The 14195-nt window shown below is 36.0% G+C and carries 10 protein-coding genes; all 10 read left to right on the forward strand.

Annotated features, from left to right (window positions below; translation table 11 throughout):
• Positions 1–27: 27 nt before the first annotated feature.
• The 10 genes from RT41_RS01190 to RT41_RS01235 all read left to right on the forward strand — a co-directional run bounded on the left by RT41_RS01190 (position 28) and on the right by RT41_RS01235 (position 14021).
• On the forward strand, positions 28–1620 hold the full coding sequence (locus RT41_RS01190; RefSeq protein ID WP_245811553.1) for a glycosyltransferase family 39 protein: 1593 nt from the start codon (positions 28–30) through the stop codon (positions 1618–1620).
• The gene (locus RT41_RS01195) at positions 1604–3688 is read left to right on the forward strand and encodes a hypothetical protein (RefSeq protein WP_096816920.1); all 2085 of its coding nucleotides are present in this window, start codon (positions 1604–1606) and stop codon (positions 3686–3688) included. The genes RT41_RS01190 and RT41_RS01195 overlap by 17 nt, the downstream gene beginning before the upstream one ends.
• 272 nt (positions 3689–3960) lie before the next feature.
• Complete coding sequence (locus tag RT41_RS01200; RefSeq protein ID WP_306305554.1) at positions 3961–5988, forward strand: LTA synthase family protein; 2028 nt, start codon at positions 3961–3963, stop codon at positions 5986–5988.
• Positions 5989–6020: 32 nt separating this feature from the next.
• Entirely contained in the window at positions 6021–6419 is a 399-nt protein-coding gene (locus RT41_RS01205; protein WP_096816921.1) for an EbsA family protein, read from the forward strand.
• Between the two features lie 80 nt (positions 6420–6499).
• Positions 6500–7603 carry a YibE/F family protein gene (locus RT41_RS01210; RefSeq protein ID WP_054638946.1) on the forward strand — a complete coding sequence of 368 codons (1104 nt, stop codon included), beginning with the start codon at positions 6500–6502 and terminating at the stop codon, positions 7601–7603.
• On the forward strand, positions 7600–8361 hold the full coding sequence (locus RT41_RS01215; RefSeq protein ID WP_096816922.1) for a YibE/F family protein: 762 nt from the start codon (positions 7600–7602) through the stop codon (positions 8359–8361). Before RT41_RS01210 ends, RT41_RS01215 begins: the two co-directional genes overlap by 4 nt.
• A gap of 565 nt (positions 8362–8926) precedes the next feature.
• The gene (locus RT41_RS01220; protein ID WP_096817020.1) at positions 8927–9961 is read left to right on the forward strand and encodes an ATP-binding protein; all 1035 of its coding nucleotides are present in this window, start codon (positions 8927–8929) and stop codon (positions 9959–9961) included.
• A gap of 4 nt (positions 9962–9965) precedes the next feature.
• Complete coding sequence (locus tag RT41_RS01225; RefSeq protein ID WP_096816923.1) at positions 9966–12200, forward strand: S8 family peptidase; 2235 nt, start codon at positions 9966–9968, stop codon at positions 12198–12200.
• Positions 12200–12787, forward strand: coding sequence for an SLATT domain-containing protein (locus tag RT41_RS01230; protein WP_096816924.1), 588 nt, complete (start codon positions 12200–12202; stop codon positions 12785–12787). The genes RT41_RS01225 and RT41_RS01230 overlap by 1 nt, the downstream gene beginning before the upstream one ends.
• Positions 12777–14021, forward strand: a complete 1245-nt coding sequence (locus RT41_RS01235) for a nucleotide-binding domain-containing protein (protein WP_096816925.1) — start codon at positions 12777–12779, stop codon at positions 14019–14021. Before RT41_RS01230 ends, RT41_RS01235 begins: the two co-directional genes overlap by 11 nt.
• Positions 14022–14195: the final 174 nt, after the last annotated feature.

The raw sequence follows: 14195 nt of genomic DNA on the forward strand, positions 1-14195 counted from the left end.
AGAAATTATTTTGGAAGAGGTATCATTTTGAGGAAAATAAAATCCTTCTTAGTGGGGTTACACATAGCTAAAAAGTGGCTTTATTTGGCCGGGGGAGCATTGTTAATTGGGAATGGTCTAGCAATCTGGCAAACCAGAGAATGGGGGATTGATAATTTTATTGCCCTCGTTTTAGGGAATCTATGTATGCTAACGGCCTTTATTTATTTGGCCTTTCTCTATCGGACTAGCCAAAGGATTAGTGGTTGGGATGAAGCAAAAATCCATTCAACTTTCCGCAAAACAACAATTTTACTTGGCCTTGCCATGTTGATTGTACCTTTTTTCTTCATTGTTCGAGTGCCATTTTCGGCGCATGATTGGGATTTCTTTGTTATTTTCCGAAATACGAGTTTTCTGCATGGTCGAACCTTCGACCATTTGCCAATGACTGAAAATCAGCTCCTTTATTTCCTCCGTTATCCAAATAATCAGCTTTTTGGTATTATTGAGAATACGCTTTTTGAAGGGACAACATCTAATTTATCTAAAATTATTTGGATGACGGGACTTTCATCTACCCTAACGAGTATAGCCCTTGTTGCTGGATCTATGTCAGTTCGGAAATTAGTCTCAGAAAGAATGGCTATATTCTATAATTTAGCGGCGGCAGGTTTCTTGCCATTTTATGTCTATGGGGCACAATTTTATACAGATACAGCATCAATTCCATTTGTTATGTTGGGGCTTCTCTTTATCATTTATGCAATGAAAGCTGATAAAATAAAGCAGCAAGTAATCTATTGGATAATTGCTTGCCTTATTATTTTTGCTGGTTATTACATCAAGCCAACCGTAACTTTTCCTCTGATTGCTGCATTGTGTTTTATGCTGCTCAATCGAAAATGGAAAACGGTGTTGCTTGTTATTCCAATTGCAGCCTTATCATTCATGACGGCACACATTACAGTTGATAAAATTGTTTCTTCTGACCCAACTTTTTCACAAAAAATGAACGACCGCTACAATTTGCCTTTAGTCCACTGGATCACGATGTCCTTTGCACCAGATAATTACTCAGGTGGATTCGACCCCAATGTTCTTGACTATTCTGAACAATTTACTTCCAAAGCAGCTAAACAAGAAGCAGATATTAAACTCTTTGAGGAAAACGTGAAGAAGCAAGGCATTCCAGGCATTTTATTACAATTGGGTAGAAAAATCTCATATACTTGGTTCAATGGTGATTTACGTGATTTCTTCTATACATTTAGACATTCAAATCCCATTTTAGACCACTATTTTGATTGGGTTGGCCCTCAACATCCGGGTAATCCGACAGGATATATTCTTTTGACTGCTGCTCAATTGATGTACTGGATTTTCATTGTTTTCTTCCTCTGGTACGAAATTTATCTTTCAATATTTAAAAAATGGAAAACGTTTTGGTTCATTCTTGCCCTTTCAATTGTTGGTTTAACAGGCTTCTTACTCATCTGGGAGGCAAATTCTCGCTACCTTTATAATTTTGCGCCAGTTATTATCACGCTTGCATTACAAGGCTTACTTGATTTTAATCAGCGAAAAAAACGTAAAGGACAGTCCCTCGTAGAAGGAGAAGAAAATGCGATTTCTGAATAAAACATTGTATCGTGTCTTATTAGTACTTTTTTCCTTTGCTTTCTTAATGATGATTTTTGAGCCTTACACAGACGTCGGATTTGTTGAGCCTTTGTCTGTAGTCCTTTTAGCTATATTACTATTTGTTTTACTGCGTAAATTGTTCAATAAACTAAAAAAATTATCGGAAAAGACATTAAAAATTATTATTGCCTCTGCATTTATAGTTTTTGTTGGATTTCAAGTGATATCGGTTAGTCAAGCGCAAATTCAAATTTTTGGCGATCCGTGGCATACCTTAAATCAAGCATTGCGACTCTCGAAAGGGATTGACGTATGGGATCCGTGGGTGCAATATTATCCTAACCTTTTGCCTTTCATGGGGCTTCAATTTTTATTTATCAAATTATCATCCTTCTTGAATGTCTCCTATTATGTCGTTTTCTATGCGTTTACAATCTTGATTAATACAAGCATATGGGCCGTGTTGGTTGGACTTATTTGGCATAAGAAGGCCTATTTAGGGGCATTCTTGTCTATTGTCATGCTACTCATCCCAATGAATTATGATTTCATTCTGCGGATTGGTTATACAGATGGAATTGCCATTTTAATGCTTTCGCTTTTTGCGATCGTATTAAATCTTACCCTCAAGGATAAACGTTTTCCGATGAAGCGGTTTATCGGTTTAACTATAATATTCTTACTTGCTTACTTGGCTAGACCAAATGTGATTGTTGTTGTCGTTGCCTTGCTGATTTTTAGTTTAGTCGCTTATTTTAATCAAGAAAAGTATGATGAAATTTGGAAATCCTTCTTGAAAATGTTTTTGGCATGTTTAATTGGAATTGTATTGGCGATGGGAGTTTCTCGTGGTTTAGCATCAGCCATGAACTATGATTTGAATGATCCCAAAGTTTTCCCAACGGTGAATTGGTTCTACGAGTCACTCAATTTTGAGAGCATGGGGGAGTGGACGGCAACTGATCGAAATTATACCTTGCTACACCCCGGATATGCGACAGCAAAAGAAGCAGATCTTTCAGGAATAAAGAGCCGGCTCACTGATTTGGTGAAAGCGCCATGGAAAATCCCCGTCCTTTATACAGTTAAATTTGCTAGTTTATGGTCATGTGGAACCTTTGCAACGGGAACAGATTACCAACTCTTCTCACAAATGTATCATTGGTCACATGCACCTAGTTTTCTAGTCGAAAATATTGGCGCCATTAATATTTTCTTTGAGACTTATGCTAAAGCTTTAATGGGCCTGTTCCTTCTAGCTATTGTTTTAGAGATCAAGAAAAGAAGAGAGATTTCAGCATCCCTCTTTGGCTTTTCAATTTTGATTATTATAGGTGTTTCACTTTTTCATACTTTCTTATGGGAGGTTAAGCCTCGATATCAATACATGACCATTGGCTTAATCATGGTTGCAGGTTCTTTATCATTCAAAAACTTCTTTGAGCAAACACCACATCTTGTGAAGCAGAAATTCAAAAATAAGAAAAATATTTGGTATGGTTTAATTGCTTTGTCTCTTTTGTCCATTGGGTTAATGTCGACAGTGATGAGATTGCAAACTGAGCAAATGATTGTTGTAAATTCACAATTTCAACCGCTCGATAATTACACACCCGGGAGTGCGAAATTTAACTTGGCAGCCCATGAACAGTTAATTCAAAAAGTTCATTTAGCTAATAATGCAGATGAGTTTGTCTTGCAATCTCAATCTTCAGATCCTTTCCAATTGATTATCGAAAGGCAAGAAAAGGAAACTTGGAAAAAGGTTTATTCTCAAAACGTTCCTGCCTTACAGATGGAAACTCAAATCAAGCATCACTTCATGAAAGGGAATTATCGGATTCTAATCAAAAATCCTACGGCTGATAAAATTACGATATCAGCAATGACAGACACAGAAGTCCTCGACTATCCGAATAAAATTAGTCAAGGGGATCAGAAATTATCTTTAGGGTTCCAGTTTTCTCAAAACGATTTACAAAATAAGTACCCCTTTGGTCTTATTATGGTCTTTGCTTTGTTAGATTTACTGTTAATCATTCTTCTGAAAAAGACACTCTTATAGCGTGTCTTTTGTTTTTAAGACAGATTTAATGTATTTATGGTAAAATTAAGTTAAAATATTACATTTTATCATAAATATTAAATCGAAGTATTAAATTATATATTAATAGTGATTAAATCATAATTAATTAATTGAATAGTTTAAAATTCATTTATTGTTGAGTAAATTGAACAAATAGTTTAGAGGTTTTACAATTGAAAAAATTACTTTCAGCATTTAACACAAGACTGGGATTGATCAGCTTTATCGTCTTTTTCGTCTGGGCTAAATCGATGATCGCATATTTTGGTGTCTTTAATCTACGCGCCGTTGGAATCGCGGAATATGCAATGATGATTGTAAATCCAATTGGATTTACATTTACTTGTTTTGCATTATTATTATTTATAAGAAGAACACCATTGTTTTATATTGCAACGTCTGTCCTGACAGTGATTGCAAATGTTTTACTTTACCTCAATGTATTGTATTATCGTGAATTTACTGATTTTATTACGATTGACACAATGACTGGTGGGGCAGGGATGTTCCAACATGGGTTTGACTTTGGTTCGGTACCTGTTCACATCATGGACTGGATATATTGGATTGATCTGGTTATCATTATCGTTTTAATGATTGCCAAAAAAATAAAATTGGACCCACGACCTTTGGGGGTAAAACGTGCATTTACTGCCTTTTCCTTTGGACTTGCAATCTTTAGTGTCAATTTTTGGGCGGGAGATCTTTTGAAGCCTCAATTAATTTTACGCCGTGCTCAATCAGACAAAACTTATGTTGTACGTTACTTAGGCTTAGGCCCTTGGATGTTAACGGACGGCTATTACACTCATTTAGCAAACACTCAAAGGAAAGATGCTAGCAAAGGAACATTAGAAGAGATTCAAAAATATATTGCTTCAGATCGGTATCTTGCGCCTAATATGAAAATGTATGGTATTGCAAAGAACCGTAATGTAATCGAAATTCATTTGGAATCTTTTCAACAAGACTTGATTGACCTGAAAATTAAAGGAACAGATGGAAAAGAACACGTTGTGACGCCTTTCTTAAATTCCATCTACCACTCCAACGCAACCTACTCATTTAGTAATTTCTTTAACCAAGTAGGTCAAGGGAAAACTTCTGATGCTGAAACCATGTTGGAAACTTCAACCTTTGGTTTACCCGCGGGTTCCTTATTCGCCAAATATGGGTCAACACAAACTTTTCAAGCAATGCCAGCAATTTTGAATCAAACGGAAGGTTATAGTTCAGCCGTTTTTCATGGTAATGCAGGTGCTTTTTACAATCGAATAAACACATATAAGCAGATGGGATTCGACAATTTCTTTGATCAAAGTTTCTTTGATAATTCTTCCGAGAATATGAGTCCATGGGGAATTAAAGATAAAGTCCTCTTTAAAGACTCGATTCCATTGCTTGAACAAATGCAACAACCTTTCTATGTTAAATATTTAACGGTTACGAACCATTTAACATATGAACTGGCTGCTTCTGATAAGGACCCCAATTTTGCAACAGTTGATTCAGGTGACAAAACCGTAAATGGTTATTTTGAAACGGCTCACTATTTAGATCAGTCGATTGAAGAATTCTTTACATATCTAAAGAAATCAGGGCTTTATGACAAATCAATTATCGTCTTGTATGGGGATCACTACGGTATCTCAGGTTCTTCTAATAAAGCATTTGCTCAATACATAGGACGTGATGCGGAGTCATTTAATGCCTTTGACAATACGATGTTACAAAGAACACCGTTCATGGTTCATATTCCAGGCCGTACCGACGGACGGATAATTTCAACCTATACTGGTGAAATTGACGTCATGCCAACTCTAGAACATCTCCTTGGAATCAATACGAAACCTTATGTTCAATTTGGACAAGATATGTTTGCGACTGGACGTCAAGATTTTGTGGCACTTAGAAATGGTGGCTTTGTTACTCCCACAATAACACTTCCAAGTTTAAATAGTCACAGTTATTATGACACTCAGACTGGTCTTGAAATTGAGAAATTATCAGCCGCTCAAGAAACGTATGTCAAAGAAATAAAAGCAAAAGTTTCGACCTTATTCTCTATGTCCGATAAACTTAATAATCAAAATTTACTTCGATTCTACACACCAGAAGGATTCACGCCAGTCAATGCAAAAGAATATGATTATTCAGTAAAATCAACGAAGAAACGTTTGGCTAAAGAAAATGAAGAACTGGCTGCACGTTCTACATCTTTGCTCTCTCAGAATAAAGGTAATTCAAGCATTAGCGATTACCCAACTGTAAAGAAATAATTTTGAAATGAAACAAATTGAGGTGATGAAAAATGAAAACAGGATTTTTTCTTCCGCTATCAAGCAACTATCGATTGGCTTGGCTTTGGGGAATCATAATTCTATCTATAGAGAAAGTAATTTACTATGAACTTAATAAACCAAATTATTGGTACCTTACCCTCATTATGTGGGCATCGGTTGCTGCATTTTTAGTTCTCGTTTGGCCACATCGATTCATGATTAGTGAAGGAAAACTATATTTCCCATCTTTTCCTAAATTAAGAATGAATGAATTTGATCTCCGTCATATTGACGCCGTTCGCTCTAATCGCGTGGGCTGTTCATTCAGTTATGCTGGAAAAAGATATTACTTTTTAACATTAGGAAAATCAAAAATAGCTTTTGAATCTATTATGAAACAGGATCAAAAGAATGCTCTTCATTCATAGAATAAAGGCGACAATTGGTCGCCTTTTATGTTTTTTTGAGTTGAAAAATCTTTATTTTAAAGTTACAATGACATTAGAATATGAAAAATAAAATAATTATTATCAAAACTTTTCTTTTGATTTTATCGGCATTTTTAGTTTATTTTGTAGTTGATAATGATGCATTCATCTATCGAGAACCAGTTGCTAAAATCGTGTCCATTAAAACACTCCAACGGGAATCAGTTGAAGATACCTATAAAAATACAGATGAAGAAGTAACTCAGAAAATTAATTTGAAACTCCTTAATCAAGGTAAAAATGAACTCACAGTAAACAATATTGTAAATCAATCACAAGCGACAGGTCAAATTTACCGCAGAGGTCAAAAAGTAATTTTACAAAAAGTCAATCAGCAGTGGCAAATTTTGTCTTTAAAACGTGATGCACTTATCGCCGGATTATTAACCCTCTTTGTTGGAGCTTTAATTTTTTTGACGCGTTTAAAATCTTCCCTTTTCCTGTTGGCTTCACTGCTTTTGAACCTTATTTATTTTGTCATTGCGATCTTATTTAATGTTCAATTCAGTCCGCCTGTACTTATCCTGTTCGGAGCTTTGGCTATTTTATTCGCTTTTTCATCATTGACTTTTGTGATTGGTTGGAATCGACAAATGTTTTACACTTTTATCACGACTATTCTGACGACGGCCATTACATTTCTTTTAACACTCCTTGTCCTTCGAGCGACAGAAAATTCTGGGGTTCACTTTGAATATTTAGAGTATGTAACCCAAAATCCATCACAGTTTTTCTTTGTAGGAACGATGATTTCAGTCCTAGGGGCAATAATGGATGGGACTGGTGATATTGTTGCGGGACTTTTTGGCCTGGCCAGGCAAAATAAAATAAATCAGATCAATTTTGGCTTTTCAAATTATGTTAAATCTGGAATTTCTATCGGTCAAGAAATAATTGGAACTTTGACAAATGTTTTGTTTATGATATTTATGGCAGAAGCTTTTCCGATGACCCTCTTACTTTTGCGAAATGGCAACACGTGGTCTTATATTGCAACTGTGGGCCTGAATTTGGGGCTTCTTCAAACGATTATCTCAGCGATCGGGATTGTTCTTGCTGTACCAATCACTTCTTTTGTCGCGAGTTATGGTTTGATAAGTGAGACAAGAAAGGAGCATTTATGAACGCATTATTAATTTTACTTCTTATTTTGATTGTTCTCATGTTGCTCGTTGCTAAAAAAGATGGCATCCGGAACCTCTTAGGTCTTGGCTTTAATTTTATTGCCATTTTTATGCTCATTACAATGATGGCTTGGGGAATTCCGTTACTTATTTTGCTGCCCATTTTTACTTTTATTATCCTTGCTTTGTCTATTTACATGTCATCGGATGATGGTGACACAACGAATATTGCTTTTAAAACAAGCCTCATTGTTGTCTTTGTTTTGGGAATTTTTACTATTTTTGTTCAGTATATTGGACAATTTCAAGGATTTTCTGCTGAAAATGCGGATGAACTAGAAAATCTTTCGCTTGCGGTGGGGCTCAATTTTTCGAATGTCGCGATTTCGATGATGGCGATTTCGATGCTAGGTGCTGTTGCTGAAGCTGCGATGGCCATCGTTGCCAATTTATTTGAAGTGATTGAACAGGATGAAGCCATGACTTTGAATCAGTTTCAAGCACAGCGGACAATGATAACGCAGCAAATTTTAGGAACAGCAATTAATACGCTATTCTTTGGTGTGTTGGGTTCATCGGTGGGGCTTGTCTTATGGTTCGTCCGTCTCGATTACTCGCTGGCACAAATTATTAATTCCAAGTTACTGATGGCCGATGTAGCCAGTATGTTACTGGGAATGTTAGGAATTCTCTTTTCAATTATTCTTGCAGGTCATTTTGTAGAAAAAAAATTTAATTTGGATTTAACGAATAAGTAAGCAAATGTTGAGAAAAAACGGACGAAAGTTCGCTTTTTTGATATAAATACCAGCCCCGATAACTCAACTACTGAAATAACGAATAAATCAATAAATTAACAGGGGTGTATTGCTAGAATAAAAGGCTCTTCTTTAAAGTAGAGTCCTTTTTAAATAATCAAACACTAGATATATAATTAGTTATTTAATTTTTGTGTAAAGAATACTTATTTTTGATATAAAAAATACCCCCTGCAAAATAACAAGGGGAAATGCAGTTCTACCACCGTTATAAAATCACTAAAGAAACAATAATAAATTTAATAAAGAATGAAGGATGTTTCCGTAAAACTAATTTGGATAATCAAGATGATTCCGGATTAGTTTTTTGGTATCGATTTTATTGAAAGTGGCTAAAATAACATAAACAAAGGTTTTAGAGGTGTATAGCCACGAAGTAGAACTTTCAGACACGATAGTTCTATTTTCGTTTCAAAAACGTTATTTGATATATGTGCGTACCAATGTGTTGATTTTTGTCCCAAAGAGTTGTATAATGAATTATAGAAGGAAGGTATTGAAAATGATTAAGAAAAAAAATATTATCAACCTGATAAAATATCACGTAGAGAGTGATGATTTTCAGTTTAGAAATGAGGCTGTTGATATCGCTCGTGCCTTCGATCAGTCCGGAGATCATCAATTGGCGGAATATGTGATGAGCTTGCTTTCAAGTGCAAGCACATTTGTTCCACAAGGAAATATATTAGAGAGTGAATTTTTTAAGCGTGTAGAACTTGACAATGATCCTTTGCCTTTACCGACAGCAATCAGTGAAGATGTCAAAGGAGTAATCAACGCAATCAATCACGGGCTTGGGATTAATAAATTCTTGTTTGAAGGTGCGCCAGGAACAGGGAAAACAGAAACTGCCAAGCAAATCGCACGCTTACTGAATCGCCAACTGTATATTGTTGAGTTTAGTGAATTGATCGATAGTAAAATGGGCCAGACTGCGAAAAATATCGTGGAAATTTTTCGCGAAATTAATACGATGGCTTACCCTTCGCGAACAATGATTTTGTTTGACGAAATTGATGCAATTGCGCTCGATCGTATAAACTCGAATGATCTTCGTGAAATGGGACGTGTGACATCTACGATTCTGAAAGAATTGGATAAATTAAGTCCAGAAGTGGTGTTTATTGCGACAACGAATTTGTTCGAGAAGTTTGACAAGGCACTGAATCGAAGGTTTGATGCCATCATTAATTTTGATCGGTATACAGATGATGATTTGATAGAAATCGCAGGAATCATGTTGGAATCAATGATGAAAAAATTCCAAAATACTGGACGAGATATGAAACTGTTTAAGAAAATTATCGCTAAATTAGACCCGATTCCATATCCAGGGGAATTGAATAATTTAATACGAACATCGCTTGCGTTCAGTAATCCGAATAATAAGTTTGATTACATGAAACGTCTACTTAGAAATGTATTGAAAAATCCAACTGACCTGAAAGAATTACAAAAAGAGGGTTTCACACTTCGCGAAATTGAAATATTAACAGGAATTTCCAAAAGTCAAGTTGCGCGAGAACTCAAAGGAGAGTAAATAAATGAATGATGTTTTACAGTTGAAAGGAAGATTTGAGCAAAAGGCTAACGCTAATCGGCCAGGCGCTCCAACTCTTGCTGCCAATCAAAGAGTAGGCGTTTTACACCTTGAAAGTCTCAAAAAGGATTTATTAGAAATGGAACGCTTTTGGGAAAATCAAGTGTTGTTAAGTGGGGCATTAATCAGCGTGTATTATAATAAAGTTGCAGCAAAAAGCAATAGAATTAGTGGATTCTTATCAAAGGTAAAGAAAGCCAATGATACAATTGTTGGTGCGAAATTTCGCGAAAACAGCGAAAAACATAAGCATGTCATCACTCATTTTGTAACTCTACAATCTGTTGAGCATTCAATTCAGTCCATCACTAGAACAATTCAGATTCTCAATGATGAATTTGACGGACAAGTGGATACTGAAACCTTTAATAATAAGGAAAATATCGCGAAAATTGATTTTGATTTTTATGGCATTAATAAAACGTTGTTTCAGCAAATCATTGTTGATGCTTCTTATGTGGAAAAATTTGATTTAGGCGAAGGAAAATTTAACACTGAAAAAGAAGCGATTGTGACATTATATGATACAAATACTGATGTTAAAGAACTTCTTAGAAAGCTTGGAATACGTGTTTCTGCGGACCGTATTTTAGATGAGCATACTGTTTTGTTAGATGAAGATTATTTGAAAATCTTGCTTCGAGAAGCACCATATTTGGTTGCGATGGCAGTGGAAGATTTTGCACAATTCTCTCCAACCGATTTTCACGAAAAATTTCGAGAAAGTTCATTTGGCATTTCAGATCCAACCAATGAACCGACAATCGGTGTAATAGATACATTGTTTGATGAGCGTGTTTATTTTGATAATTGGGTAGAGTATCACGATATGCTTGATGAAAATATCGAGAAAACACCAGATGATATGTTTCACGGAACGGCGGTTTCATCCATTATCGTTGATGGACCACGGTTAAATCCTGACTTGGATGACGGATGCGGAAATTTCAAGGTGCGACATTTTGGAGTCGCAACTGCAAAAGCGTTTAGCTCATTTTCAATTATTAAAATGATTCGTGAAATTATTTCGCAAAATCGTGATATTCATGTTTGGAATTTGTCGTTGGGGTCAAATGATGAAGTGAATCAAAATTTCATATCTGCAGAGGGAGCTATACTTGATCAAATTCAATTTGAGAATGACGTGATTTTTGTTATAGCTGGAACAAATAAAGCAAGCACTGAACCTGCGAAAAAAATTGGAGCACCAGCAGATTCGCTAAATTCAGTTGTCGTCAACTCTGTGGGGATTGATAATCAACCGGCGCTTTATACCCGTGAGGGAATTGTGCTTGAATTTTTCGCGAAACCTGATGTGAGTTATTATGGCGGGACCCCGGAGAAATGGATGAAAGTTTGCGAACCGCTTGGTGAAGCGAATGTTTCGGGAACGTCCTACGCAGCACCTTGGATTTCGCGAAAATTGTCGTATCTAATTGATGTGATGGATCTACCACGCGAAGTCGCAAAAGCGATGTTGATTGACTCTGCGGTTGGTTGGGAAAATAAAACAGACTGGGAATCGATTAAGCTGAAAGGCTACGGAGTTGTTCCACAAAAAATAGATGATATTCTTAAGTCTAAAAATGATGAAATTAAGTTTGTCATTTCGGGAGTTTCTGAGCAATACAATTCATATAACTACAATTTTCCAGTGCCAATTTCTGATGATAAATATCCCTATATCGCAAAGGCAACCATGTGTTATTTTCCAAAAACTTCGCGAAATCAGGGTGTAGACTATACAAATACAGAGTTGGATCTATATTTTGGACGCGTGAAAAATGATAAGGGAGATATTATCACTATCAATGATAACCAGCAGAGCATGGAAAGCGAAGATCATCCGATGAACGAAGAAGAAGCTCGTAAACTTTTTAGAAAATGGGACAATGTCAAGCATATAGGGGAAGTTATTAGACCGAAAGCTCGAGCAAAAAAAGTGTATGAGAATAAACTTTGGGGAATGAGCATCAAAACGAAAGAACGTTTGCAGCCTCGTGACGGTGAAGGGATTCGTTTCGGCGTAGTGGTTACACTTCGCGAAATGAATGGTGTTAATCGTATTGAAGACTTTATTCAGCAGTGCAGCTTGCGCGGATGGCTTGTAAATCGACTCAATGTTGAGCAACGGATTGATGTTTATCAAACGGCGGAAGAAACGGTGGAATTTGAATAATGATAGAAATTAAAGAAAGAGTTCGCTTACAAGAAGAACTGAAAAATTTCATCGTAAATGTCGGCTGGACACACAAAATCCAAATTACACAATCGTATTTTTATACGCGGGATTCCAAGATTGCGAAATATGCGAAAATAACTTTCGCCGCGCTCACTTCCGCTGGACTTGGAAGTTTTCTCTTAAAACTCTCATCAGGTTTTCATGAGATTGCGCTGATTATCACGTTTGTTTTGTCGCTCGCCACGACTTTTATCAGTTTGTTAAGTAAGGAAGAAGATTTTGAAAAATTGTCGGATTTTTTTCGAATTTCAGCGAACAAATTTCTCGAACTTCGCGAAAAAGCAACTGAGTTGTTATATCAGGCAAAATACAATGAAGAATTGGGTAATCTTTCGGAAGAATTTATGAAAATGAAAGAACTACGATTGGAATATAGCTCGGAGCTTCTTAATCCGTCAAACAGAGCTCGTAAAATAGCGGAAAAAAGAATCAAGGAAAATCGCGATAATGATTATAGCGAGGACTACAAATTTTTTATCCCTAAAAATTTATTGGAAGATGATGAGGTAAGTAATGATAATTGATTTCGCAAAAACTTTGGTTCGTGATGAGGACGAGGTAGAAAAATGGCAAGATAGAATCGACAAAATAAACAATAAGCTTTGTGATAAGTATTATGATTTGCGAGATAATCAGATGCTTCAAGTCGGTTCAATCGGTCGCGGAACGGCTATCACAAAAACGAGTGATTACGATGTGATTTTTAAGTTGCCAAGAGAAGTTTATAGTCGCTTTGATAGTCACGAAAACAATGGACAATCGAAACTGCTTCAAGAGGTAAAAGAAGAAATCCGAAAGCTTTATTCAAGCACCAATATTAAGGGGGATGGTCAAGTTGTTGTCATCTCTTTTACTGATGGTCGGATTGAGCTTGTCCCAGGATTTGAGCAGACGGATGGAAGCTTTAAGTTTCCAGATAGCCATGGTGATGGAAGTTGGAAAACCACAAAACCAATTCCCGAGATTGAGAAATCGCGCGAGATGAAAAATCAGACCAATGGGATTTTTAATTATCTCTGTTATCTGATGAGACAATGGAAAAATCATATAGGTTTTTCTTTTAAAGGACTTTTGATTGATACGATGGTTTGTGATTATCTTGATGAAAACGATGATTTTCGCGATAAAAGTGAATTTGATTTATTGAAAGATTTATTTGAGTTTTTAACAAAACAAGATAAAGAAAGAGTGTGCTGGTTAGCGCTCGGAAGCAACCAGAAAATCACAAACGATGATGGCGGAAAATTTATAACTAAAGCTAAAAAGGCTCTGAAAAAATTCGATGATGAAGATGAGGAAAAAGTTCTTCATGAATTATTCGGGTATAAGAAAAAAGAAACGAAAGCTGCGAGTGAGCAATTTATTGAAGATTTAGGATATAAGGTCGATATTCGTTATAACTTAAAACTGGATTGTGACGTTTCTCAACCAGGTATGCTTACACGAAAATTATCCGATTTTTTATCATCTCATTGGAAAATCCTTGGTGGAAGAAGACTTCGTTTCTACGTAGCTAATGCTCGACAATTCTATGATTTAGGATTGAATGTGGAATATTACTGGAAAGTCCGAAACGTTGGTGCGGAGGCAAAAAGGCGAAATTGTGAGCGGGGTCAAATTAAGCGGGGAGACAAAACGCATGAAGAGCCGACTTCTTTTAATGGAAATCATTATGTTGAGTGTTATGCTGTTGTTGATGATGTGGTCGTGGCAAGAGGGAGGATAGATGTTCCAATTGATGTTGTAAAAGGGATGTAGTAATATTAAAAAATATGGGAGATACTTATTTTATAAATCAGGCTAGGATTCGTAATAATAAAGTAAAAAGCCAGTCCAGAATTGGGTAATTAGCTTGAATTTTCAGTGTGAAATTATATTAAATATTAGTGAGATAGTAGGTATGACATAACTTGCCAGAAGTGCTGATACGGG

Source organism: Lactococcus fujiensis JCM 16395 (assembly GCF_002441655.1).
Taxonomy (GTDB): Bacteria; Bacillota; Bacilli; order Lactobacillales; family Streptococcaceae; genus Lactococcus; species Lactococcus fujiensis.

What these genes read in the sequence shown, in the direction of transcription:
- RT41_RS01235 (WP_096816925.1), top strand. Translation starts at nt 12,777, where the DNA reads ATGATAATTGATTTCGCAAAAACTTTGGTTCGTGATGAGGACGAGGTA.
- RT41_RS01210 (WP_054638946.1), top strand. Translation starts at nt 6,500, where the DNA reads ATGAAAAATAAAATAATTATTATCAAAACTTTTCTTTTGATTTTATCG.
- RT41_RS01215 (WP_096816922.1), top strand. Translation starts at nt 7,600, where the DNA reads ATGAACGCATTATTAATTTTACTTCTTATTTTGATTGTTCTCATGTTG.
- RT41_RS01225 (WP_096816923.1), top strand. Translation starts at nt 9,966, where the DNA reads ATGAATGATGTTTTACAGTTGAAAGGAAGATTTGAGCAAAAGGCTAAC.
- RT41_RS01230 (WP_096816924.1), top strand. Translation starts at nt 12,200, where the DNA reads ATGATAGAAATTAAAGAAAGAGTTCGCTTACAAGAAGAACTGAAAAAT.
- RT41_RS01205 (WP_096816921.1), top strand. Translation starts at nt 6,021, where the DNA reads ATGAAAACAGGATTTTTTCTTCCGCTATCAAGCAACTATCGATTGGCT.
- RT41_RS01200 (WP_306305554.1), top strand. Translation starts at nt 3,961, where the DNA reads ATGATCGCATATTTTGGTGTCTTTAATCTACGCGCCGTTGGAATCGCG.
- RT41_RS01195 (WP_096816920.1), top strand. Translation starts at nt 1,604, where the DNA reads ATGCGATTTCTGAATAAAACATTGTATCGTGTCTTATTAGTACTTTTT.